We start from the raw sequence: 25,542 nt of genomic DNA on the forward strand, positions 1-25,542 counted from the left end.
AGTTGCAGATGTGGCGCAAAATGACAGGATATTAATGACTTTATATATATGATGAATACATCATGCGAATCTCAATCACAATATAAAGCAACAAATATAGGTAGGCATTATTGTTTATAAAATAATGTTAATTAAAAGCGTGTAATTTGAATGTTATGTGTGACTGATTTTCAACTAGTGCCGTTCGTTTACAATTTTGGTCTTAAACAAGACTGCCAATAATGATTTAAGAAGTCGTTCTAAAAATAATAGAAGGTTTAAGAAAAGTGAAAGATTTAAGAACATGCATATTATCCGCTATAATTTCTTCTGCCCTTATTGGTTGCGGAGGTGGTGGCAGTGGTAAATCAAATGTTGTCATCGACGATACGCAGGCTGTATCCTATGATATCGAAAATATTGTTGAAGCATTCCTCAATTCAAATATTGAATATACGACATCATATAAGACAGAGGGTTATTCTAGCGAGCTTGAAAAATTCTATGACAAAAACAACAACATTATTGACTTCAAGATCCCAACCAATACAATCGCTAAAGATGGCTGTAAAGCTGAGCCATTAGCCCTTGATAATAGAAGTGTTAACCTGAATGGCGCTAGCTTTAATGTTGAGCCTATTAATGACAGTCGACGCTTAGTCAGCTTTACATCGTTACCAAAATCGTTTGTTAATACCGCTTTTGGTAACAAGATCTGTATATATAGTAATTTTTCTTACACCGGAAATTACATTATCGGAAACTCTAACCAAAAGTTAGTTGATCTAAGTAAAGATGAAAGTGTATTTAAGTCAACAGGTTTTTCCAATTTATCAACAATGAACCGATTGTTTAATACCGATGCTCAAACCATAGTCAAAGACGCAAAAGTATTGCTTAAGCCATATGTTTCCGCCAAGGTAAACTATGCCGAACATGAGTTTATTGTTAATAAAAACGGCGAGGTGAAGATCTTTGACAGCGCTACCGGGCAATATGTTGCGCTTCCAGATACAACGGGAGAAGAATGGCAATTCTTTAGTGACAAATACATTATTTCAAAACCACGTGGTGGCTCGGTCTCTGTTTATGATATTACCCTAAAACAACGAGTCAAGGCCGCATCTATTTCAGCGCTCCAAAACCTTGAAACCAACCTGAATAATACTGAAACAGCTACATTGAGCTATGGCATATGGCCAGGTCTTGATGATATCAGTCACTATGGTATACCTTTCAAGCTTATTTCTGAAGATTATGGTAATGAGTCTAACTTATACTTATGGGATGAAGGAAAGTGGGTCATAGTCACAGTAACCGATTTAGCCAATGCAAAATTGTATAATGATCTGAAGCAATCAATAAGCGCTATCCAAGCAGTAGCAAAGAGCACTGATAGCAATATTTATTTAAACCAAAAAACTGATCAGTTTATTGCTGCTAATAATGTATCAAACAGCGGATTTAATCTTGTTTCAGGAAAAACATCCAGTCCATTTGGTGCTGTAACTATTCCAGACTTCGCTCATTATCTAAATAATGTAAATACGATTAATGGCAAAGTCGTCATTGAAGCATCTGATAAAATACTCAACAATGAGCATAAGTCATTTTACCTACTCGATGGCGATAAGAAGCAAATTATTGGCAATGCGAGAGAGAATATTACCATGATCAGATCTTCATCTCATAATTGATCGATAACAATTATTGATAGTTAAGCCCGAGGCATCGTATTCGGGCTTGGTTTGATGCTATATTATGTATGATGAAACTAATAAAGAGCGATGGGAAATGATCGGATCACTTTCAGCACTGCCTTTGTCCAACGCCTTGGCATTATTACCGTTTCTGAATTACTATAATAAAATCGGTTTTAGTGAAATAGAGTTATTAAGTAACTTCAGTCTCACTCGTAATTATATTCATGGTAATTGCTATCTTCCAACTTTTCATATTTACAATATAATTAATGAAATATCAAACACGATTAATGTCGACAATATAGGCATAATGATACCAGTTCCAGATAACTATTTACATTTACCTCCTGTTATTAAAGAAAATATACTGGAGTCCGTAAGCTTTTTTGATCTATTTATTTTCGTATCATCTAACCAAAGTCTTCTCGGTTCTCATTTGAATATATGGTTAGAGCACGATAAAGATACCTTTTATATCTGTCATCAAAGAACGGCTCCACATAAAATTCAAGGGTTGTATCAAGGGGAATATCATAGAACATTAACAATAATTAATATTATTCGACGTTTTCTCGGTGATGATTGGAAACCTGAAACTCTGTATTTGGCATCCTGCATAGCGCCGCCGCATGGCATCATAACAATGACAAGTTCTGGTAAAGTCTTTAATAATCATATGTATGGATGTATCCCTGTTAAAGTTAGTGTTGATGATATCGCTGAAAAAGTAAAGATCGGTCAGATAATATCCCCAAATAATTCTGACCCTCTCGATAGGATCAAAGTTGCTGTAGATACATTTATTGAAAATGAAGATCTTGATTTATCTTTTTTGTCTGATATTTTCGGCTGCTCAAAACGGAGCATTCAACGAATACTTAAATGTCATGGCACCACTTTTCAGAATATTATAACGCAGCAAAAAACAGCGCATGCTATAACGCTACTCAATAGAGATATCAGTATCATTAATATTGCGCAAAAACTAGGTTACAGTGACCCAGCAAATTTCACCCGTGCATTCAAGAGACACACAGGATTATCACCGTCTTCATTTCGTCGGGAAGGCACTGTCTGACATAAAACCCGAAAATAAAATAATTATATTTATCCTCATGAATACCAATATGGTTTTATCAACAAATATTAGTTAAATAGCCATGAGGCCTAATATAGAAATAAAAAGGCTTTCAGAAACATCGAATTAGTATCTAGCTTCATAGATAATCAACAACCTGCGTCAATTCTCTACTTTCTTCAACAATAAGATAATGTTAGATCCATACGACTACTGATCCACTGCTAAAAAGCTGAAGGAAATCTCGGTCTGTGCTTACCCGGCTGCATAATCATATATATTCATAGCTCATACAGTTCAAGGGGTAATCCATCAGGATCGTTGAAAAATGTAAACATTTTACCGGTAAGTTCATCAATCCTGATTGGTTCAACGGCAATATTAAAGCCCTGTAAATGCTGAGAAACAGATTCGACAGAATCAACTTTGAATGCAAGATGCCTCAGTCCCTGGGCTTCAGGATAATTGGGTCTTGGTGGTGAATTTAAAAATGAAAACAACTCAATTTGGCTACCATCCGGCAACTTCAAATCAAGCTTGTAGGAATCACGATCTTCTCGATAATTTTCACCGATCACTTCTAGGCCAATAATTTCAGTGTAAAAATGTTTGGATACCTCGTAATCAGAGCAAACAATTGCAACATGATGAATACCTTTAAACATAATGATCCTTACTATTAACAACTAGAAGAAGGTGTACGATACTACCGCCCTAGTCAAAGTTAAAATTTTAATGACGAGAATGGCTATGTGAATTGATTTTATTCTTGCCTATTCTTCTTTATTACCTATCATTATGTGTGCTGGTGGGCGTTAAGCTATTGCATTATTTGAATAAATAGCAAAAAAACAGCTCCCTGAGTCTCAGAAGGCTAGTTTAAGTCGATTGATTAAGCTTAGGGGGCAACTTATGTAAAGCATCACTTCGCCAACAAGACTGAATTCGTACGAGTACTCGGCATGACAGAGGAAGTTGTAACAGAAACGGAGAAAAGATATGGCGTTTTATTTGTTGATATGGGTCATCAGATGTTATGCCTGCTCTTTCAATTAGACGCTAAGTTGACAGTTTTTTGACGCACTACAATGTGTAGTCAAGGAAAACTGCAGGGATAAACTAGGACTGCTGAGAAATGGGAACATGTTCGTTGCGTTGGTTGATTATCAGCCCGTTTTTTGTATTAATGCTGATATCTGGATTCGTCTTGTATCTATTTTCAACGGTTACAATATCAAATGTCGCCAACAGTATTGGAACCCAGTACATACAAGAAGTTGAAAGTCGAATATATGATCGAATCTCTGACTTTACAGCTCCACTTAGTTCTATTGTTGAAATTAACCGCAATGCTTTTTCCTATCAACCAACACGACTTGATGATCTAACAGCTGTTTCTGGTCGGTTATACGAACAGGCGATTCCTTATCCTCATATGACTTTTGTATCCATTGCGACTATTGATGGACGCTATATCGCGTCATCAAGAGACCCTATCGGGGAGATTCGGCACAACATTGCAGCAAACTATGTTAATCAAGCTTTCATGATGGAAGGGTTTGAGTATGACCCTGTTAACTTTATTGGAGATAAGATTCTAACCGATCCGAGTTTTAGTTATGATCCCAGAACGCGGCCGTTTTATACAGATGCCGTGAAAAATCGGGGGATGACTTGGAGTCCAATTCACCCGTATTACGGGTTTCCAACTCTGGGAATTGGTTTAGCTGGTCCAATATATAGCCAGCAAGGCGATCTGTTGGGAGTCGCAGCCGCAAGCATTGCTTTAATCGAGCTGGATGAATACTTAGAAGCCATCGACCTCGTTGAGAATGCTTATACTTTTATTGCAGAAGAAGATGGCGCTTTAATCGCAACCTCTGAAAGGGATGAGCTCTATAAGATCGTTGATGGTGTGGTGACTCGAATCACGCTAGCTACCCACGCAAATAAGTTATTTAATACTGCAAATCAATATCTTGACAACGGTGAACATAGTTTTGACGTCGACGGGGACTTGTACTTATATCGTGTACACCCGATCACTCTTCCCTATGGTAAAAAATGGTTGATAGGGATCATTATTCCTGAGTCTCACCACAAAAATTTACTAGCAGAGTATTCTCACTCCTTGGCTGCAATTACACTCGGCATCTTTGTTTGTATTGGCTTGGTCGGTTCACTCATCGCCCATTACATTAGCAAGCCTATACAACAACTAAATCTAGCCGCTAATGACAGTAAACTTGAAAGTATTCAGAGGCTTCCTCGACCAATAAGTCACATCTTTGAGATTAACTCTCTTGCCCAAGAATTGCAGAAAATGGCCAATATTTTGTCTGATATTATGCAAAACCTTGAACAAAAAGTGGCACAAAGAACCTCTTATTTACAAGGTGAAAATCAAGATCTGTTAGAACTGAGTCTTAAGGATGAACTTACCGGACTTTATAACCGACGAGGGTTCAACCAAATATTTAGTGAATCTTTAGCTTATGCAGAAAAGAATCATAAAACAGTCACATTTGTTATGTGTGATATTGATTACTTCAAACATATCAATGATAACTATGGGCATAACGTTGGAGATCTCACTCTCATATACGTAGCAGAAACCTTTAAGAGCCATGTGCGACCGCACGACATTGTGGCCAGATATGGCGGGGAGGAATTTGCATTAGTGTTTGTCGATATCGAGATTACACAAGTTATCTTGAGACTCAACCAAATTCGTCAATCATTATCAGAGAACCCAGCAATTGAAAATCATCATATTACGTTAAGTTTTGGTGTCACAGAACAAAAAGAAGTTTCACCCGCTTCATTTGAGGAGCTAATAAGTAGCAGTGATGGAAAACTCTACCAAGCCAAACACTGTGGACGAAATAGAATAATCAGTTAAATGTTGACTCATTCGGAATCAGCAGCTTGGATAGCAAGCTGAGCGGGGCTGTTGATAATAATATGAGAATTGTACTTAACCACGAAATAAAAAATCTTTAATCTGGTTGATGAAGGGTCAATAACAAAGGTTATAATAACCCCTCCCCCTTTTGACATGTTAGGGGAGGGTGGAAATTAAGTTGACATTATTTGTCACGACGTTTCCGTTGCTTTTTTACTATTTTTTCTATTGCTTTATCCTGCTTTATTTTCCTCTTTTCTTTGAGGGTTGCTTGAGGTTTCTTCATTTTATTCTTACTCATTTTACACCTTCAATATCATGGTTGTAAGGTTTATAATATTGTATTATTAATTGTTTTTTCAGGTGTTATTTTTGTTATTTCAAATTGATATAACTCACCTAAAACAAAAACATTAAATTTGTTATTTAATTCAAGCCCAAGTAAAGCCCCCCCTAAATAAGAGTAAATAGAAATAAAACCTTGCTTTGGATTGTTGTGGATAGAGCTAGCAATAATAACTTAAAATGGTTTATTTGTTTTAATGTTAACAAATTCAACTCTGTCACCAATAGCTATTCGATGATTACATGGTACATCTCTAGAGTACTCATACTTATCTAAAATACTTTGCAAAAACAATGGCGAATGATATGTGATTATATCACTCGTTAATAAAAAACTTTTCAGGGAGGTCGTTCCACTCCGAATTAAACGAAAAAACATTCCCAATTTCCCATTATCATAAAATACTGAGTTAGTGCCTTACAGGACCAACTTCAGACTCTACCTAAAATATAAATTAAAGCAATTGATGAAATAATAATGAAAAACACAAAATGCTTAGAGTAAATTTATTTAAAAATAAAGTTAACATTTCCCAGATTAAAGCGAAGCATAAGGCCAAATTAAAGCGATTTCCCAGAATAAAAAATCATTTGTAACTAATTGTGTTGGCTCTGTTCGGAAACGAAGGGGCGTAAGAAGGCACGTCGCTATCAATGCATCCCCGGATAGCCTCTTCGAGGCTGCCGATGAAAGTCACATCAAAGTGAGGTGGGGGAATACCAAAGCAAGCTTGATCAACCGCCCGGAATTTCGAATCATTACGGATGTTGAATAAAGACAGGATGTTATTTTTACGGGATGAAATTATGCTTGTTATTTTCAGGTCAACTTAAATAAATCGATAGGGTTTTACAGTTTGATGCTGGTTTTTTATTAAACAGCATAGCCTCTATTAACGCTATGCTGTTTATAAAAACATCAGAAATGGACTGATGTTTCTCCATTAAGTGTCTGAAGCCGAAATATTTTATAGCCTTACGATGACATCTTCCATCGCTAAGCGAGACTTGGGATATTTAGCATTATAGTCCATATTCTCGTCACGATAGCCAATGGCAAGTGCAACATGGCAAACATGTCCATCAAGCTCTTTAGCAAATTCCTTACTAATCATTTCACTATCAATGCCTTCCATTGTTGTCGAATCGATACCTAAACGAGCAACAGTGTGCAGCGTATTGCCAAGGGCAATGTATGTTTGTGCTTTAGTCCAAACTTCCGTGTTACCTGTTTCATCAGTATTTATCTCGGCAAATACAAAACCACCGAATGCACTTTCTTTATCTTCAGCCTTGGTACGCTTGTCTTCAATCGCTTTATCAACAACAGCTTCATAATTTGCACGTGTATATGCAGGGTTATGAGCAAAAAGAATAATGTGTGATGCACCGAACACATGTGGTTGGTTAAATTGAAACTTATTAATAAACGTATCATGCATACGTTGCTTTGCTTCATCACTCTCGATAACAATAAACTTCCAAGGTTGAGAGTTTATTGAAGAAGCCGATAAGCGAATAGCTTCCAGTATTACATTGAGGTCTTCTTGAGAAATTTTCTTCGACGAATCAAATCTCTTTGTCGTGTAACGAGCATTTAAATCATTGATAATTGGGTGAGTCATTTTCTATCCATAATAATAATTATACAGCCTAAGGCGATGGAGGAGGCTGCTATTAATAGCTTGCTTCTATCTTGTCAGATTTATGATAATGAGGGTGGATTTCTAGCTGCTTAGCATAAGCGGCGATATTGGAAAAGTTATCTAGTGCACCGCTGTTATGCAATATCTCAACAATAAAAGACATCATAATGTCAGCACCAGTCAGCTTATCTGCCACCAGATATCGCTTACCTTGTAACGCCTGGTTGAAATAGCTCATCACTTTTGCCGTTTCTGTATCGGCATAGCCGGCGAGAAAATTGGTTTCGCAGCCATCTTTGACAACAAACATCTTCAGCAGTAGCGGAAGAATGGCTGAGCTCTCGGCAAAGTGCAGCCACTGAGAATACTCGACGTAATCTTGCGTACCTCTCTCTGGGGACAATCGCTCGGCGCCATATTTATCGATAAGGTATTCTGTGATTGCACCTGATTCAGCAATCACCATCCCCCCGTCTTCAATCACCGGCGATTTACCCAAGGGGTGAACCGACTTCAGCTCTGGCGGTGCAAGAAAAGTAACACTATCACGTTGGTAAGGTGTAATTTGGTAGTTCACGCCTAACTCTTCCAATAACCAGATAATTCGCTTCGAACGGGACTTATTAAGATGATGTAAGGTAATCATTACAGGGTTCCTTTTGCTGTTTATAGCGGCTGATTGATTTGGATAACAAGCTTACCGAAGTTCTTACCTTCCAATAGGCCAATAAAAGCTTCAGGCGCGTTCACCAGCCCTTCGACCAAATGCTCACGGTATTGAATTTTGCCTTCAGATATCCATTGAGTCATATCTTGAGCAAACTCATTGTAGTGGGATGCATAGTCTTCAAAAATGATGAACCCCTGCATCTTAATGCGCTTGGCGAGGATAATGCCCATCAACATAGAGGTGCGGTCTGGGCCCTCAGGTAGAGAGGTCGCGTTGTATTGGGAAATCAAACCACATACCGGTACGCGAGCACTTGTGTTGAGGAGTGGCAGAACCGCATCAAATACCTTGCCGCCGACATTTTCAAAATAGATATCAATACCATTGTCACACGCTGTGGCTAGTTGCAGCTCAAAGTCTTCTGCCTTGTGGTCGATACATTCATCAAACCCCAATATTTCTTTTGCGTAACGACACTTTTCTTCGCCTCCGGCAATACCGATAACGCGGCAGCCTTTTAGTTTACCAATTTGTCCAACGGTTGCCCCGACAGGGCCTGTGGCTGCTGCCACCACCAACGTATCCCCTTGCTTTGGCTGGCCAATGTCCAATAAACCCATATACGCGGTAAAACCAGGCATTCCCATAATGCCTAATGCATAAGATGGGGCTGTCGGTTCTTTCCCAAGCTTGAGCAGGCCTTCGCCGTCAGAAAGACCGTATTGTTGCCAACCGGTATAAGCAAGCACCCATTCTCCCACCTCAAATTCTGGGTTATTAGACTGTTCTATCTGGCAAACCGTTGATCCAAGCATAACATCCTCCACGGCGAGAGGTTCAGCGTAAGATTTTGCGTCACTCATACGTCCGCGCATGTACGGGTCGAGAGAGAGATACACAGCGCGAAGCAGCACTTCACCGCTGGCGGGTACAGGTTTTGCCACAGTCTCTAAGCGAAAATTATTTTCTGTAGGTGCTCCTACAGGTCGTGAAGCTAAAACAATACGTGAGTTGGTACTTTGTGTCTCTGTCATAAGGGAATTCCTATTTGAGCCATTGTTAATGTGTTGATCAGACAGCCTGGACATGATTTTATTAGACCGGTCGTCTAGTCATTGTTTGAAAAAATCCCCGTCACCGAAATGACGGGGCGAACGATTCGATATATCTTAGTTTTCGGGATCGCCAACCAGGATCTGCTTGGTTGTTTTCATTGCCTGCTCTAAGCCGGTTTGATCTTGACTTAACTTACTCATCAAGCTTGCGCCAAGCCAAAGGCTGTAAAGTAGCTGAGCCGTTTCCTGGCTATTTTTTACTTTTATAGAGCCGTCACTATTACCCTCTTCAATACACTGGCTGACAGACGAAATAATTTGGGTGGCGCCTTTCAGTAGAGCTAAACGCATTGAGTCAGACAGATCTGAAACTTCTGCACTTAGTTTCACCACTAAGCATTTTTGTGCACCACAGGTGCCTTGTTGATCATCAAGCCAATGCTGCCAATAACTGATGAGGCGGTCGTAAGCACTTCCTGCCTCACTGCTAAATAGGGTATTTAACCGCCCAGAGTAGTTGGCAAAATAGTCATTGATTAAGGCTTCACCAAACTGCTCTTTCGACTTGAAATAGTGATAAAAAGAGCCTTTTGGTACTTCTGCGTGTTGTAGCAGTTGTGACAAGCCAACATTTGAGAACCCTTTAGCGACGATCAAGTCGTAACCGGTATCAAGAATATGTTGGCGAGTTGCTTTAGTTTGTGTGTTCATGGTGCAAGGATAGAGTAAAATAGACTAGTCGTCTAGTCATTAAGCAAGGCTGGGCTGATATGATTGGTTTTGGGCGTCCGTTGGTTTCTGCTCCGGATTTACCCGGCCGTATTGAAAAGGGTTGGGACTGCACGGCGCATCAAGCTATTTTTCTATTTTACGTGATTAATTGAAATTGACTCAAAAAAGTTGAGGCTTCCCTCTGGGCGATACCCCCGTTTTTTTGTGGTCAGAAGGTTACTCATCCCTCTTCTTTGTGGCACGGAAGAACTCGTAGTGAGTAGCGTGGCGTCACATTAAAAGCCTTTTACTATTACTGGGTTACTTTATTTTTGTGACTGTCGGTGATAGGTTGGATTGTATTTTATCTCGCCATGTACAGGTGCTGAATTTTTTTGTTAGGCTGAAATAAATTAGAAAATCGGTAATAAAGTGGTTGTTTCACACGGTTAATTATTGACGAGTAAAATCAAATTTACCGCTAATCATTAAATTATTTTTTGATTTAATCAAAAAATATGATAAATTGGCCGCAGATTTGAGTGAATCAAATTGCCAACACTTAGGCAGTTTTCCTTTTTGTAGGAAGGAAAACTGCAAAGGTCTAGGGAGCGACATGACGCCGAATAGATCTTGCTGGGGGCACCCAGCTTACCCTGCTTGGAACACAGGATAATTACGGAACGGAAACGGCCCTGAGCAGATGCTCAGGGCCGTTTTTTTGTTTCTATGTCTAGATGTCAGGGTGCTTATCGAATACCTACAGTGTGCATAGCCGTGGTAACTTACTCCACCATGCCTTTTATGTATTCGCCTAGCTCTGAGTGGTGCATGATTTTTGAGACAGGAATGATTTCTTTCAGTGGCCCCCACGCAAAGACATTGACTGGGGTATGAGTGTGGGTACCCGTTCCCCACACGGTGTTTTGGCCTGTGGCGTGTTCGCGAGCCAGCAAGTTGCCGCGATCGTTGTAAGGGAAGAAGGCATCAAAATCGTTGATTGCGGGCACCTCTTCCTCCGCTAGATACTGATGGTTATCTTGGTGGTATGGGTTTGGCTTCGTCGTCATTATGTTAGCGGCTTGAGCTACTGTGATGGGGAAATCGCTATTTGCATTGACGATTTCAGCAAGTTTCTCCGGTGTTTGCTGCGCTTTATCAAACTCGCTGAACATCGTGGCGTAACTCATCTTCTGGTTGTATAGACCATCCAGGATGTCAAACTTGCCAAAGTTGAAATTAGGGGCGTAATCGCGTTTTTGAAATGCTTGGCCAGAGCGTTTTTCCGGTTTTGGCAAGCCTTGCGAAGAGTAGCTAAAGCCGAATGAGCCTGTTTCGTGGTCTGCGGTAACGATGATCAGCGTATCATCTCGATCTTTGGCCCACTGGTAAACAGACTGTACCGCTTCGTCGAATTTGATCATTTCATGCAGCATTGTACCGGCATCGTTACTATGCCCCGCCCAGTCGATTTGACCGCCTTCAACCATCAGGAAGAAACCGTCTTTATCTTTGGAAAGCAGGTCGAGTGCTTTTTCGGTCATCTCTTTTAGCGCAGGCTGAGTACGGTTTGGATCATTTCTCGATTTGCTATAGGCAATCCCGTCATTCATACCTGAATAGGAAAACAGACCAAGCAATTTTTCGCCTTGCGCTTTATCTAGCATCTCTTTGTTAAACGCCAGGCTATAACCTTGGCTTGTCGCTTCAGTCAGTAGGTTGCGGTCATCTTTACGCTTAGATTTCAGGTATACATCCCCTTGAGTAAGTTTCTCAAGCTCCTTATAGATTGCTCCTTTATCGTTAGTTGATTTTGGAATCCAGTGACGAAGCCCACCCGATAGCATGACATCAACGCCCGTTTCCAGCATGTCAGATGCAATCTCGTTTTCTAATGAGCGATGCGGTTGGTGAGCGGCAAATGCTGCTGGCGTGGCATGGGTAAGGCGAGTATCAGAAACCAAACCGGTTGCTTTGCCAAGGCGTTTTGCTTTTTCAAGTACCGTTTCAACATGGTCGCCGTTTGGGTTGATGCCAATCACCTCCGAAGCTGTGTAGATCCCTGTAGCCAGCATAGTGGCTGAACATGCAGAATCGACAACAATCGCATCTTCGGGATGGGTTAAAGATGAGCCAATTACCCCTTCTTCAGCGAGTTTATATAATGCAGTGGTTTTACCTTTGTAGATAGAGTGAGGCGCATTATTTGCGTATGTCTCTAACAATCCAACTTGCTGTGGGCCCATACCGTCTCCAATCATTAGGATAACGTTTTTGATTTCTGCCGATACGACAGAGAAGGAAACCGTAGAAGTTACCGCTGCTAAAACGAGAGGTTTGAAGATGTGCTTCATTATATATTCCTGAGTTATAAAGGCGGAGTAAGTTAAGCATTGAGATGTGGTATTTTTGTTACAGTCACAAAAAATTCATATTTTATTGAGTTTATTTATCCTTTGAGATGATTAAATATGAACATGTCTCGCGCTATATGACTGAAATATCACAGAAACGAGCATCTAGAGGTTGCTAGGGTATAATTACTCAGGATAAGGGAGGTGGCTGGGCGGAATCTTTAAAATATTTATCGTTATAATAAATATTTTTTGTTGTACTCATTCCGATCTCTAACTTAATCTCAACTATAGTATTACAGGTAAAAGTAATAGCAATTAGGTGCTCATTGTCCACATCAATCAGATGCGATAATGGGTCTCCTTGAAAAACAATGTTGTTATCTATTTATTTAGAAGCGACGTGTTTTATATGTGTAACAGTTATTCTTGATTTATTCAGGTACTAAAAATGGCTAAATGGGAACAGTGGTTAGGTAACGGCTCTCAATCAAAAGAGAAATTTAAAACCAAAAATCATGATGATTTTTTCGATGTTTCTACCTCAGGCAAAAACAAGAAGCGTAGGAAGAGTCATAAACAGCGTTCTGATTACAATGAAATGGACGACTACATCATGATGTGACAGCTTTTCTCACTCATCCGTCATTTAAACCGTCAACAAATCAATCCAATGAAGGAGGAGAGTGGTTATAAGACCCCTCTTCCTTATTTAGTTTTGATAGCATGACAGCTTTGAGTGCTTGTTTAAGGCCACATAAGTGGCCTTTGCTATAATATCTGTAAAGAATGCCACACGTAGTATTCTTGCTTAATGACCAGATTGTCATCCCGGTTGGTATTATGCAGTTCTGAGGCTATTTAATTGAATGCATCATGTAATCGAGAACCGGGTCATCTTTGCGCTTTATATCTAATGCTTTAGGCAAAAAATCTGGTTTGTGTAAAATCTCGCGGGCAATAAGTTCATCCAGCAGTGGTTTGAATTCAAAGCTAGTCTTGCCGAGAAAAAGTGCGGTTAAATCTTCATTGTGGTGACAATTCAATGCATCGCGCAATCCCTTCAGGTAGAGATAGTCTTTAGTGAATCCACCCCCACGATAAGCACGAGCCGCGACAGTAAAGGCGTTGTCATCACTGAGTTTGTAGTCGTGCTTTAGTGTATGGAACGTTTCACCAAACGTTTCACCCTTCACCATCATATTGACGGCAATGACCCGTAAGGCCAGCGTTTTTAATCGCGACAGCGAGAAGCTCCCTGACAGGTGCTCGCATAATATAGCCAACCCTTCTTGGGTATGGGTATTTCCCGGAAACCCTAATTTTAATATTTGTAGCGGCTGCTTTTCGGCATTGATACTTGTTACCATGTGCACCCCCATCTCATGATGGATCAAGGCATTAAGGTCTTTTCTACCAAACATAACGTTAGTATTAACCTTGAGCGTCTTGCCACTCACCATGGCCCGGGCGATGAGTTTGTTAGAGCCGATCACTTTGCAGCTAAATCCATACTCATCAGCAGCCTGACGGAATTCAGCCATTACCTCTGACGGCGTGAGGTCATACGGTTCCAGTTCCTCATATTCTGCGGCATGCATGATAAACTTGGCATTGGCAATATCTTGGTCATCCGGCTGGCCATAATAACGCAGCGAATTATACAAAAACTCTTCATGGCCAATACTGGTTAATAAATCAATACGTACCGCCAATTGATCGATGACTTTTCGATACAGTTTTTGGATGTCGGCATCGCGGATGTCGTCAACCGGCAAGCGGTAGAGCTTTTCCCTGAACAGGTAAGGATCGATATCCAACTGTCGGTATGTAAAATGCGGCTGGTATGTGTACGGTTTGGTTAAAAAGCGCCGCTTTTCCTGACGTAAGTTAGTCGGGTTGATGTAATTGAGTGTATTGAGGCCTTTGGCTAAGCTGTACAGCTGCCGATCGACTTTACGCACTTCCGAGGGCAGTTTTGAAGACAGAATATGACCGCGGGTAATTTTTTTTGCACCAGATGTATTACGTAAGGTGAACGCAGCGTGTTCGCTGATCACCGTTTTCAGGCCTTCCTTCAGCTTTTCGATCACCAAGGGATAGCTTTCACCTCTGGCTTCATCCATATAGATCTTTTTGATTTCCAAAGGCAGAATCAAAGTCTTGGTGAAATGCTGTTTGATAAATGTGGCCTGATAGCCCATCCCCTGAAATACGTCATTTTCACTGGCGATCACTTCCAGGTTAGGCAACGCTATACCGCCAAGGCGGGAAATGAAGTCGTTAATCGCCTTATGCCAGCGACGGGTATTGACCTGTTTGGTACCAACATTGAAGGTCGGGGCCAGTTTTTCAATACGCTGATAGTTGTAAGAGTGGAGATCGTACAACAGACAAATCCCAAACTCTTTTTCCAGTGTCTCGACCATGCACTTGATAATGCGGTAGTAGCGGGCGTGTTTACGCTCACTATGAACCCGTTCGAGGGTGCTGAGCGGTGAAGTCCAAACCTCTTTGCCCCATGCCTGTTCATAGACGCAATTATTCGGGGCACGATTTAAATCGTACTCATAGCGAGAGTCTTCGCCCTGAAAAACGATCGGCAATGAAGAGATAAAATCGCCCGTGTGGGGATCTTCCTCAAAGTAGCGTTCGCTTTCTGTTAATGCACACTTTGCCGCAAGGTCATCGCGCAAGCGATGACCGTGGTGAATAGCAGTCGCAACATACGGCTGATATTCAGTAATGCGAATAGTAAGGCTGCCATCGTCAAGCTGGGCTTCAAACGGAACCAGGTTCTGGATTTTATCCAGAACCTCCTGCTCAGTAAGCGTCAGCATCTTCGATCACTTTACGGAATTCGTTTTTACGACTGATCACCAACTCTTTGGCGTTGACGACACTTTCTGTAAAATCGATTACTTGGCGCTGCAACTTGGTACGGTTAAGGCGGTTGATACGGGTAATGCCACCTGGGCTTAAGACGTTTACTTCTATCAATTTACCATTGATCACATCCAGGCCGACAAAGTACAGGCCGTCACGCACCAGTTTAGGTCCGATATGCTTACAAAGGCGTTTTTCCTGCTTGGATAAGATGTGTTTAACTTCCTTGCCACCGGCGTGGATGTTAGATCGCACATCACCTTCGGCCGGTACACGACGCATGGCACCAATTGGCTCACCGTTGAGCATCATAATGCGCACATCGCCTTGTTCTGCGCCTTCAACATAGTCCTGAAGAATCACATAGTTCTTTTCGTCGCCGATATAAAAATCAAGGAGCGATTTCACGCTGGACTGGGCGCTTTTTTCTACCAGGATAACACCACTACCACCGTAGCCGTTGAGCGGCTTCATGATCATACGCTCATTCGTATTCTCGGCTAGTACCCGCTCTAGGTAATCACGGTTTTTGGACACGTAGGTGGCCGGAATAAATTCGTTGTGTGGATCGTGCAGCGACGCGGTATAGAGCTTATTGTTGGCAACGCGTAAGCCATCGATATCATTCATGATAAAGACGTCACCACGAACCGAATCAAGGAAGTTCAGCGCCATAGTATCTAACGGTGGATTTGCACGCATAAAAATGACATCAAATCCGGCCAGTGGCAGCTGCGCTTTTCTGAACTCAACATGGCGGTAGAAACTTGGAATGTTATTTGAGATTGGATCTGACGATTTTTTTATGACCTTACAAAAAGCGATTGCCGAGCTGTCACGCATCGTCAGATTGTTAGGCGTTGTAATTGCTACAGTATGTCCACGGCTGACCGCTTCATGGATCATGCGCAGAGTAGAGTCAGATTCTGGCTCTACTCTGTCCCATGGGTACATTACAAAGCAAAATTTCATAGAGGTATTCCAAGCATTAGTTGAGGTGTGGCCCGATGATTAACTCGGTCCTTAAATAAATCAGACATAGTGTGATCATGTCTGTTTATGTGATGTCTTACATTCAGAATGGTTTGTCAGGGTATTTATACCTCGTCAAACTCTATGTCTGATTCGCCGTAGCTTTCGTTGCTATTGCGCTGGGTGTTACATAAAGTATAGGTTATTGACTTATTTTGTGTTTTGTTCAGGTATTTAAGCCAGCATCTTGCATAATGGGAAGTCACTTCCTGTTGACCTGTGATCTCTTTGACGAAATTCACTTCTGATTCTTCAAGCGGTGTGATCTGCCTTTCGTACAGGGCTTTCATGGTCCGGCCAAAATTTTCCAGTATGTCGGCTTCATTGATAGTGAAATCTCCACTTCGGTTGAATCCCCGAGGGAAATTTTTATCGTCGTAAAATTTACCTTCGCTTCTCATTTGTGCCATTCCTATAAATATTTTGCAGATATTTAATCCAAACTGTATTTTGTGTAAAACAAAAACTTTTCGCGTTAACGATAAAAAAAATTTATCAGCCGATTGAAGTGCCGCGCTGTATGATGTCGTTAGCTTTTATCTTCTTAATTTCGAGAGAAAATTTTGGATACTGAACTACTCAAGACCTTTCTGGAAGTGACAAAAACCCGTCATTTTGGCCGTGCAGCAGAGAATTTATACCTGACTCAGTCAGCCGTGAGTTTTCGTATCCGGCAGCTCGAATCACAACTCGGAAACCCCCTGCTCACGCGCCAACGCGGTAATGTTCAGCTAACCGGAGCGGGTGAACGCCTGCTGCCTTATGCGGAAGCCATTTTACAAACTTGGGGCAGGGCTAAGCATGATGTCGCGCTGACGGAAAACTACAACATCCAAATTGCCATCGGAGCATCTTCATTGTTTTGGGAGTTTGACGGAATCTCCGATTGGATAAACCGCATTTACGGTGCGGTACCGGGGCTGGCTTTGCGTTTGGAGTCGGTACCACGGCATGACTTATCAAAGTCGCTGCTGGAAAAAAATATCGATCTTTTTATTACCAGTGAGCCACCAAAAGTTGAGAACTTCAATGTATTGAAAGTTCGTGATTTCCAACTGCAGTTGATCACTCATCGTCCGAATTGCAATATGGATGATCTGCGTGACATGCCTCTTGTGTACCTGGATTGGGGGACCCGTTTCGCGATTGAACACGGTCGAGTGGCCGAATTGCAACGCACTCCGATTTTGCACACCCACTCTTCCCGCATGGCACTGGAGTATATTATTGCCAATGGCGGTGTAGGTTACCTGCCGGCTCCCGTGGTCAGCCAGAGAGTGGAAGATGGCGAGCTGTATCTGGTGCAAGGCGCTCCTCTCATGGAGCAGGCTTTATATCTGGTTTGGCGTGAAGATAATGAAAAGCAAGAGTTGATTAAAGATATACTGGAAGTGCCACTGAAAATGGTTGCGGCAAGTGTGTAAGAGGCATTTACTAACGGCTGAAGCGTTGATATTGCGGCTGATAATACCGGTAATATTGCCATCCGACCCAGAGTACTAAGCCGGTTGCTACGGTGATCTCAAAGATCCCCAGCTTTTCCAGCCAAGCCCATTGCGGGTAGTCGATGACCAGCCAAGTGGTCAGGTGGTCAATTGAGACGGCGCTGATCACTGAAGGAAATGTAACGGCCGCGAGTGATGGCTGAAATTTTTGTTTGAGCAGATCCAAATAGCACAGATAGACCAGAATCGTCATGGTAATACCCACACCCGCCAAGGCGCCGGTCAAAATAGGATCGGGTTGTTCAATATTCAGCAGATAAGCGGTTAATGACAGATTGACCGGGGCAGCCATGATAGCCAGGGTTGGTCTGGCCGGGCGGGGTAAGCGACCGGCAAAACAGAGCCGGTACAACACAACAGGCAGCATAATAAAGTAGATAGTAATGCAGATTTCTGTCATCGCCAGAGCAAAATCGGTGTGCCCTAACTGGGGCCCTGCAAAGGAACCACTGATCGCGCCGACCGGATACAGAAACCAACTCGGATACAAGTGGATTAGCCGAAATTTTTGCAATTGAAAGCCGAAGAACAGTACCAGCATAGCAAAATGTAAAAATAGTGCCGGGTACCAAAGTAGACGTGCGCTTTCAACATGGATGGAAGAAAGGTAATCAGACAGAACCAGCAGAGTCATGGTCATCGGAGCCATCAGACTACCATACAGCGGATGCCGTAAATCCTGAATAAACAGCTGAGGGTTAAAGGTATATTTCAGAACAACAGGAATGAGTAAACAGAGACCAATTAAGGCACAAGCACCGCGAATGGCACTCGCGCTATCCGGTAAGAAAAGTGACCATGCCAATCCCATTCCGGTGACTGCGAGCGCCAATGCCGCTTGTGCTGTGGGAATCGTTCGAAAAGCATTACCTATTGCTGCCATTAACCTTGTGCCTCCTCGTTACCGGTCGAAATTCAACCAGAAGCTTACACTATAAAGGCAATGCAATGCTCTTGGAGAGTTCAAAAAATAATAAGATTGGGCGTTGTAAGGATGGAAAAACATTAATAGGCGTAAGTTAATGAATCTGATAGGCATGTTGATTGAATTTGAATTGCGCTGGTATTTATGTGAACTGGCAACAAGAAAATAATTTGCGAAAATCGAAAAGTAAGACCATATTTAATATGAAGCCTGTGTTGAGTAATTATTAATGCTTTAGATTCTCGGAGGAACAGAGCCGTATTCGTTATGCTCTAGAATGCAGGTTTCGGGTTGCCGCTGATATCGAGTCAACGAGCGACTTGTGACAAGTAAATGTAAAAGCGTCTAAGTGAATACTTAAATGTTAACAATTTGGTTAGTGTCACCATAAATATTGTTTTAAATATTTTTTCTTCGCCAGAACAGAAGAGTTCGATGAATCCTATTGAATGGTATCGAACACGGCAAACTCAACGTAATGAGTGGCGAAGTTCCAATAGACCGTAATAACCTTGTGTGTGCTGAGTAAGTAGACAAAGGTAGGTAAAGATACAAAATCAAGCCGCACTGCAATGGTGCGGCTTTCTTTGTTATAAGTGTTTTATTTAATCTGCAATGATATAGCTTTTTTATTATTCACAATCATGGGTAAAAATGCAGCCTAGTGCTTTTTGTCATACCGGCATTCGCATGGGACATGCTATGTGGAACAAGAATTTTCATGGATTTCATTTCCGTCCTCGGAGATAGTGCAATATTCTTATTTTATATATTGAAAATATTATCTTGTTGTTTTTTAATGTATAAGTTGGTTTATCCACAAAAACAGTGGGTAACTCACTGCAAGCAGATTCACCGTATTGGGCGAAATTTAATCTATCCGGTGTCTCCGTCTGAACTATTCATCTGAAGGCATTGCTGAATAAATCAGAATGGTTAAGCATCTTGAGGTTACTTCGGTATATCTCTTTGTCTCTAATGGTGTTGGTATTTATGATTTCATTTTAGTGGGTCATTTTAAGGTAAAAGAATAAAGAGTGCGTGATTTCAAGGAACAGGTGGTTTGAGGGGAGAAAGCTATAATGTTTAAGTGGCATAGGAAATAGTCATACTTTAAGTATGGTTACCGAGCCTGACGGCTTATGTACGGATATAACGAAAGAAAGTATGTTAAAAATAAACCAGCGGTATTTATGAGTTGAACTGCGGTGTTCATTGTCGAGAAAATGACCATTTCCGTCAATATTTCGACAGTATTTGCGCCAATTCATCATTCGTTGCTCTTATTATTTCCCCGACATTGTTATTGATATTAATTCGAGTGCAGTTCAGTAGTGTGAATAACGATCTTTTTGTTCAGAAGAGCCATTTTTATTAATACCACTCAAACCTGCAACAGGATTTCATCATAATGAGAGCTTACGCACTGATATATTTATGATTTTAGTTAATCATAAATAAATGCTATTTCTGCAATTTTTCAATGAGTGGGCATGACCATCCAACAAGTAATTAATTTTAATGATGCACTACTGTCCAAACTTGAGGCTCATTTTGGTATCACTCGGCACATTAAAGATGGCGGTTATATTTTACCTGATGGCCGTTTATTGAATTTGCAACGATCTGACATGGAGAACCGCCAGTTTCACCGGGCAGTAGCGGCATTAATGCCTCAAGAGATGGTTGGGATTATTGATGAAATCACCATTGTTAATCTCATGGCATCGACCGGGGCAATCCGTTATGAATCGCGAGGGCGGGTGCATGTTGCGGTAAAACCGACTCAGTTACAGCGGCGTAAGTTGTTCGATATAATGAAATACAGTGTACATAGTTACCGTGTGTTAGTGTCTGATCTAAATGGTGCCACGATCGGCGATCAAACTTTTCAGTCGCCTCATGCTCACGAACTGCTGAATTTTTTTAATCGTTGTTTCAGTGGTGAGCAGAAACAATATCGTGATGATGAGTTTTGCCTTCGCGAAGAGCTGGATGATTACACCTTTACGTTCCGTCCGGAACAGCGCCAGATTGGCCGTTATCAATCAAGCACAAAGACATTCATTATTTTGCCCGAATTCGAAGGATCGCTTGCCATGTTCAAACAGCAAGTTGAAAAGCGACAAAGACAAGAAAGTTTTGTTGAATAAGGGATTAAGAGGCCGTTTACTTTCTTGTCTGTTTTTGCTTAATACGTTCGACATGGATGATCAATGTATCAACTGTTTCCTTCAATAAATCAAGCTCGTCAATAGTCAGATCATTCAATTGTTCGAGGTTGTATTCGATGGTATCAATTATCCTTTTATGAGGTCGCTGCATCGGCCTCATGAAATAGGTGGTAACCGTTGCAACGATAGCCCCAAAGAACAACGTTGAACCAATAACAATCCATAATCCACCGATGAACTGAGCCATACTCGATATCGGTGTATCCGCTATTCCTGCAGTGGTAAATGCAGCGACGCACCAATACAGCGCATCTCCATAGGTACGGATAGAGGAGCCTTCACTGTTCAATTCTGAAAAGTACACCGCACCAGAAAAAATGAGCCATAGCACAATCAATAGCACTAACATTTCCGAGAAAGGGGTGTGAACCGAGATATCTGTCATAAACCGTTTTAATCGCGTCGGTGGCTTTGATCTTTTCATCGTTCATCACCTTAAATAGGAAGAGGGATCGTAAGTGCTATCTCTTGAAAGGCTAACCAAGCAGTCTCTGGCGGGGCACTGCGTTCGTCATGATTTATCCCCTAGCTAGATTATTATGGCCCCAATCAGAAAGATCTGCTTTCAATTTTTCAATAACTTAAAGAGTCGGAATACCTCCTCTGTTCACAAACTAAATTCATCAGCAGTAATCAGCAAGTAACCAGCAGTTTTTGGCTAGTTATCTTGCTGTCCGCCATCCAAAATAGACACCAACAAGCGGCTTTTTATTGTTTGTCTGAACGAGATGACGGCGATAGATAAACAATAAAGGTTAAGAGTAATATCAATAAAAATCAGATGGATAAGTTCGACGGATGTTTTTTCTTCGGTCGAAGTCTATCCGTTTTTATCAGTATATTGTGATCTTGTATAAGGGATAAAAATGCTTACTGGATATTGGTCTGTCGATGTGTTTATTATTGCCAATCTGTTGCTATGGGGGATTGTGGCCATCATTTTTGGCTATCAACATACAACGGGCGGTGGAATGCTCAATGACCAATCAAATAATAACGATCGAAGAGGTGAGTCATGAATACCAAAACATTAGGTTATAGCACCATGATTGTATCGGCAGCCCTCATGGGTTGTGTCGGATTGTTTGCCCGTAATATCAACACCAGCGGCGATGTTATCGCCTTTACCCGAATGACTGTCGGTGCGATTTGTGTCTTTGCCCTGATGTTCCATCAGCAAAAAACCATGCAGATCAAGTCAACTAAACTAACGCCGTCAGTTATTGCCAGCGGCGCTTGTTTAGGGCTTTGCTTGGCGGCATATGTTTCATCGACGCAGTATACAACACTGGCCAATGCGGTATTCCTCATTTATACCGGCCCGGTATTCTCAACCATACTGGCGGCTATTTTCCTGAAGGAAAAAATATCGAAACTCACTGCTGGCTTATTAACCGCAGTTTTTATCGGCTGTTTATTCATTATCGGTATCATTAACTATGATTCGACAAATGGTCTGACCGTGTCACTCTCCTTTTCAAAAGAGAATTTTATCGGTGATATGTTAGGTTTGGCATCCGGAGTTGGCTACGGCCTGTATTTGTTCTTCAGCCGCTACCGTACTGATGTCGGCTCTGATTCTCGTTCGTTCTATAACTTCTTATTTGGCGCGATTGCCATTGCACTTTGTTTTACCGTTAACCCGCCGTCACTTGCAAAGATGGATACCAGCTCTTGGGTGTGGTTGATCTCGATGGGTATTTTCATTGGCTTTGGCGCGCTGTCACTTCTTACTATTGCCGCTAAGCACCTTAAAGCCGCTGAACTTGCTTGTGTCTCTTATTTTGAAACCGTTGTGGGGGCGGGTATCGGTATCAGCATGTTTGGCGAATCGCTTACGGCGTTGCAAACGCTGGGAGGAGTGCTTGTCATCGGCGGTGGTATGGGTGAAATTGTGCTATCGATGGCGAAAAAGCACAGCACTGCAAAACAAGCTAAAGCCACCAGCCAACAATAACCACGGAGGTTACGATGGCCATCTTATTAAACTGGGCGCTGCTAATTGCCACTGTGATCATCATGATCGGCTTAGCACTGTACAGTAACAAGATTGTGCATTCGAGTAAGGGTGAAGGTGGTTTTCTATTGGCAGCCAACAGTTTGGGGCCCTTCATTGGAGGGGCCACCATCGTGGCGACAGGCTTTTCCGGCTGGGGATTTATGGGCTCGCCAGGTGTGGCCTATAAATACGGAGCGATCGAGCTGCTTGGAAATTTCTTTTTTGCCCCTGCAATGGTTTTTGCTGTTCTGTTCTGTGCCCGTTTCCTGCATCAAAAAGCGCAGGAGATAGGTAGCTTAACGCTACCGGAATACGTTGCTTACAGCCATGATGGGCCAGACTCGGTTAAGCGGATCACCCAGGCCTTCGTGGCGGTAATTACCATCATACTGTTGTTGGTCTTTCTGGTCGGTCAAATCAAAGCATTAGGGCTTTTGGCGGGTCCCTGGCTTGGTATCGATCACAATACGGCATCACTGTTAATGATTGCAATCATTGTGGTTTATACCTCAATTGGCGGGTTAGCGGCGGTCGCATTTACCGATGCTTTTATGGTTGTCGGGATGTGCATTTCGGCACTGGTCATTGTCTGGGCAATTTTTTCTGATATGCCTGTTTACGAGCTATTAGATAACCTGAATGCGATTGATCCCGATTTGCTGGCTCCAAGCGATTCCGGGCCTTATGGATCGTCGGTCTGGCACGTGTTGATGGTATTGCCCTACGCGTTTATTTACAGTGCGACTTTACCATATATGTCTGTTCGTTTTATGGCCTTATCATCCAAAACCAAATTACACCATATTGCGGCTTACATGACCCCGATGGCTTGCTTACTGAGTTTGGTACCCATAGCAGGGCTTTATACCCGGGTTAAAGTGCCGGGGCTGGAAAATCCAGACCAGGCAATGCCGACATTTTTAACCACGTTTCTGTCGCCAACTGTCTCAGCAGTGGTGACGTTATTTATCCTCTTTGCGATGAAATCAACCACCAACTCGGTATTGCATTCTATCGCCGGCTCGGTTTCTCATGATCTGCGTCAGGCTATCTGGCCCAATTGTAAGCTCTCCGGTAAATCTCTGTTGTATCTGAACCGTTTAGCTGTTTGGGTCTTGGGCGGGGTGGGGTTCGTTATTATGTTATATGCGCCACCGTTTATGCTATCTATGCTGGCTATTTTAGGTTCAGGCACCCTGATGGCGGCGTTGGTTGCTCCGACACTATTGGCTCACTTTATTCCTTCTAATATCTATGCCGCATTATTCTCTATAGTGATTGGTTTCGTGACGGGATGTACGCTTTTCCTTCGTTTTGATCTTGGCTGGGTTGAAGCGCCAATGTACGCATCAATATTGGCGTGTTTTTCATACTGGCTGATTGCCAAAGCATTTCAACTTCATGCTATAGGGCACAATGTTATCTCACGCTAATTTAAATAAAAATGAATGAGTGAAAAATAAAGGCTGGTCATTTTAAATGCCAGCCTTTATTAATAGGAGCGTGATGTGCTCAATAGTTCATCATGAAATATATGGGTAATCGTTATTCGTATTGGTCAGTTGGTTTTGTAATTGTCCTTCAACAGAGCGATGCTGGCCAATATTATGCCGCATATCGATATGACTGGAACGATACTCCTTGGGGGTTAACTTGAGTAGACATTTGAATTTAGAATTAAAGTTAGATAAAGAAGAAAAGCCCACTTCTGCACCAATATGAGCAATACTCCAGTCAGTGACGACCAAATAGCGTGCTGCCTGCCGCACCCGTTGTTCAATAATATATTGGCGGAAAGTGATCCCCATATTGGCATGGAAAAAACGGGAGAAGGTACTTTCGGCCATATGTAATTGTTCGGCAACGATTGAAACAGATAAAGGCTCAGCTAAATTATTAGCAATATACTTCAATGCAATCTGAACCCGATCTTCGATTCTCTGACTATTCTTTATCTCAAAACTGTCGGCGAGAAAACTCATTGTGGGTTGTACATGAGACAACTTATGAAGCAAGCTCAGCAGGTTCAGTACCTGTGAAAATTCAAACGTATTCTCCAGCATTTTCAAAAAGGTATAGATGTTTGAACTTGCAGGTATATCAAACAACATACCGCTACGTGATTGATCTAACATTTTTTTAATGTTGCTAAATTGCACACTGTCGACAAATGTCTGTCCTAGCGCATTCAACCGAAAGTGGAGCTCATCACAGCCATGCTCAGCCCCCTCTTCGAGCGAGCCTAAGACTATACGGAAAGGATTAAACGGCGCGAGTAACACGAGTTGCCCGGGCTTAAGACTATAGTGTGATGTACCTAAGTGCAGCGTACATTCACAATGGCGTGGCCAGACCAGAATGTAATCTGCTGCAAAAATCATATGCTCTGTTTCTTCTACCTCTTGAATATCAAACATAAGAAATTCAGGTGTATTGGCCTTAACGCGCTGATACATATTCTCTCCCTCGATCTACCTCCTTACATCGTCGCTGTAGACCAGGATAAAAACCACAT

Annotated in this window: 22 protein-coding genes; 9 read left to right on the forward strand and 13 right to left on the reverse strand. The window is 41.8% G+C overall.

The window, feature by feature from the left end; all coding sequences use genetic code 11:
- Positions 1 to 266 precede the first annotated feature (266 nt).
- Entirely contained in the window at positions 267 to 1,676 is a 1,410-nt protein-coding gene (locus AC2204_RS02915) for a hypothetical protein (RefSeq protein WP_318923992.1), read from the forward strand.
- Between the two features lie 64 nt (positions 1,677 to 1,740).
- Positions 1,741 to 2,760 (forward strand): helix-turn-helix domain-containing protein, encoded by a 1,020-nt coding sequence (locus AC2204_RS02920; RefSeq protein ID WP_318923993.1) that lies wholly within the window; start codon positions 1,741 to 1,743, stop codon positions 2,758 to 2,760.
- Between the two features lie 281 nt (positions 2,761 to 3,041).
- Here AC2204_RS02920 and gloA2 read toward each other — a convergent pair whose 3' ends face one another.
- The gene (gloA2, locus tag AC2204_RS02925; RefSeq protein ID WP_318923994.1) at positions 3,042 to 3,425 is read right to left on the reverse strand and encodes an SMU1112c/YaeR family gloxylase I-like metalloprotein; all 384 of its coding nucleotides are present in this window, start codon (positions 3,423 to 3,425) and stop codon (positions 3,042 to 3,044) included.
- Between the two features lie 485 nt (positions 3,426 to 3,910).
- Here gloA2 and AC2204_RS02930 point away from each other — a divergent pair, with 485 nt between their 5' ends.
- The gene (locus AC2204_RS02930) at positions 3,911 to 5,662 is read left to right on the forward strand and encodes a sensor domain-containing diguanylate cyclase (protein ID WP_318923995.1); all 1,752 of its coding nucleotides are present in this window, start codon (positions 3,911 to 3,913) and stop codon (positions 5,660 to 5,662) included.
- Positions 5,663 to 5,996: 334 nt separating this feature from the next.
- On the opposite strand, the gene AC2204_RS02935 is transcribed toward AC2204_RS02930, so the two are convergent.
- The 6 genes from AC2204_RS02935 to AC2204_RS02960 all read right to left on the reverse strand — a co-directional run bounded on the left by AC2204_RS02935 (position 5,997) and on the right by AC2204_RS02960 (position 12,446).
- The gene (locus tag AC2204_RS02935) at positions 5,997 to 6,182 is read right to left on the reverse strand and encodes a GreA/GreB family elongation factor (protein WP_413466671.1); all 186 of its coding nucleotides are present in this window, start codon (positions 6,180 to 6,182) and stop codon (positions 5,997 to 5,999) included.
- A gap of 796 nt (positions 6,183 to 6,978) precedes the next feature.
- Positions 6,979 to 7,635, reverse strand: a complete 657-nt coding sequence (locus AC2204_RS02940; protein ID WP_318923996.1) for an NAD(P)H-dependent oxidoreductase — start codon at positions 7,633 to 7,635, stop codon at positions 6,979 to 6,981.
- Positions 7,636 to 7,687: 52 nt separating this feature from the next.
- The gene (locus tag AC2204_RS02945) at positions 7,688 to 8,302 is read right to left on the reverse strand and encodes a glutathione S-transferase family protein (RefSeq protein ID WP_318923997.1); all 615 of its coding nucleotides are present in this window, start codon (positions 8,300 to 8,302) and stop codon (positions 7,688 to 7,690) included.
- A gap of 20 nt (positions 8,303 to 8,322) precedes the next feature.
- A complete protein-coding gene (locus AC2204_RS02950; protein ID WP_318923998.1) occupies positions 8,323 to 9,360 on the reverse strand; it encodes an NADP-dependent oxidoreductase in 1,038 nt (345 codons plus the stop codon).
- Between the two features lie 135 nt (positions 9,361 to 9,495).
- Positions 9,496 to 10,092: a TetR/AcrR family transcriptional regulator gene (locus tag AC2204_RS02955; protein ID WP_318923999.1), complete on the reverse strand. Its 597-nt coding sequence runs from the start codon at positions 10,090 to 10,092 to the stop codon at positions 9,496 to 9,498.
- 785 nt (positions 10,093 to 10,877) lie between these two features.
- A complete protein-coding gene (locus AC2204_RS02960) occupies positions 10,878 to 12,446 on the reverse strand; it encodes an alkaline phosphatase (RefSeq protein ID WP_318924000.1) in 1,569 nt (522 codons plus the stop codon).
- A gap of 451 nt (positions 12,447 to 12,897) precedes the next feature.
- Here AC2204_RS02960 and AC2204_RS02965 point away from each other — a divergent pair, with 451 nt between their 5' ends.
- Complete coding sequence (locus AC2204_RS02965; RefSeq protein WP_170107701.1) at positions 12,898 to 13,071, forward strand: hypothetical protein; 174 nt, start codon at positions 12,898 to 12,900, stop codon at positions 13,069 to 13,071.
- 232 nt (positions 13,072 to 13,303) lie between these two features.
- On the opposite strand, the gene AC2204_RS02970 is transcribed toward AC2204_RS02965, so the two are convergent.
- The 3 genes from AC2204_RS02970 to AC2204_RS02980 all read right to left on the reverse strand — a co-directional run bounded on the left by AC2204_RS02970 (position 13,304) and on the right by AC2204_RS02980 (position 16,765).
- Positions 13,304 to 15,286, reverse strand: a complete 1,983-nt coding sequence (locus tag AC2204_RS02970; protein WP_318924001.1) for a flavohemoglobin expression-modulating QEGLA motif protein — start codon at positions 15,284 to 15,286, stop codon at positions 13,304 to 13,306.
- Positions 15,270 to 16,304: a glutathione synthase gene (gene gshB / locus AC2204_RS02975; protein WP_318924002.1), complete on the reverse strand. Its 1,035-nt coding sequence runs from the start codon at positions 16,302 to 16,304 to the stop codon at positions 15,270 to 15,272. Before gshB ends, AC2204_RS02970 begins: the two co-directional genes overlap by 17 nt.
- 125 nt (positions 16,305 to 16,429) lie before the next feature.
- A complete protein-coding gene (locus AC2204_RS02980) occupies positions 16,430 to 16,765 on the reverse strand; it encodes a MaoP family protein (RefSeq protein ID WP_318924003.1) in 336 nt (111 codons plus the stop codon).
- A 162-nt stretch (positions 16,766 to 16,927) separates the two neighbouring features.
- Here AC2204_RS02980 and hdfR point away from each other — a divergent pair, with 162 nt between their 5' ends.
- Complete coding sequence (hdfR, locus tag AC2204_RS02985) at positions 16,928 to 17,788, forward strand: HTH-type transcriptional regulator HdfR (RefSeq protein ID WP_318924004.1); 861 nt, start codon at positions 16,928 to 16,930, stop codon at positions 17,786 to 17,788.
- A 10-nt stretch (positions 17,789 to 17,798) separates the two neighbouring features.
- On the opposite strand, the gene AC2204_RS02990 is transcribed toward hdfR, so the two are convergent.
- Entirely contained in the window at positions 17,799 to 18,752 is a 954-nt protein-coding gene (locus AC2204_RS02990) for a TDT family transporter (protein ID WP_318924005.1), read from the reverse strand.
- Positions 18,753 to 20,287: 1,535 nt separating this feature from the next.
- Between AC2204_RS02990 and AC2204_RS02995 the strand changes: the two genes are divergently transcribed.
- Entirely contained in the window at positions 20,288 to 20,947 is a 660-nt protein-coding gene (locus AC2204_RS02995) for a hypothetical protein (protein WP_318924006.1), read from the forward strand.
- A 16-nt stretch (positions 20,948 to 20,963) separates the two neighbouring features.
- Here the strand turns inward: AC2204_RS02995 and AC2204_RS03000 are convergent, their stop codons facing one another.
- Complete coding sequence (locus tag AC2204_RS03000; protein ID WP_318924007.1) at positions 20,964 to 21,452, reverse strand: ion channel; 489 nt, start codon at positions 21,450 to 21,452, stop codon at positions 20,964 to 20,966.
- 442 nt (positions 21,453 to 21,894) lie between these two features.
- Between AC2204_RS03000 and AC2204_RS03005 the strand changes: the two genes are divergently transcribed.
- From AC2204_RS03005 to AC2204_RS03015, 3 genes are read left to right on the forward strand one after another with little or no spacing between them, the layout of a single operon-like run.
- Positions 21,895 to 22,047: a hypothetical protein gene (locus tag AC2204_RS03005; RefSeq protein WP_318924008.1), complete on the forward strand. Its 153-nt coding sequence runs from the start codon at positions 21,895 to 21,897 to the stop codon at positions 22,045 to 22,047.
- Positions 22,044 to 22,985 (forward strand): DMT family transporter, encoded by a 942-nt coding sequence (locus tag AC2204_RS03010; RefSeq protein ID WP_318924009.1) that lies wholly within the window; start codon positions 22,044 to 22,046, stop codon positions 22,983 to 22,985. The genes AC2204_RS03005 and AC2204_RS03010 overlap by 4 nt, the downstream gene beginning before the upstream one ends.
- A gap of 14 nt (positions 22,986 to 22,999) precedes the next feature.
- Entirely contained in the window at positions 23,000 to 24,460 is a 1,461-nt protein-coding gene (locus tag AC2204_RS03015; RefSeq protein ID WP_318924010.1) for a sodium:solute symporter family protein, read from the forward strand.
- A gap of 90 nt (positions 24,461 to 24,550) precedes the next feature.
- Here the strand turns inward: AC2204_RS03015 and AC2204_RS03020 are convergent, their stop codons facing one another.
- Positions 24,551 to 25,483, reverse strand: coding sequence for a helix-turn-helix transcriptional regulator (locus tag AC2204_RS03020; RefSeq protein ID WP_318924011.1), 933 nt, complete (start codon positions 25,481 to 25,483; stop codon positions 24,551 to 24,553).
- Between the last annotated feature and the right edge of the window lie 59 nt (positions 25,484 to 25,542).

The sequence above is a fragment of the Photobacterium sp. genome (assembly GCF_057456235.1).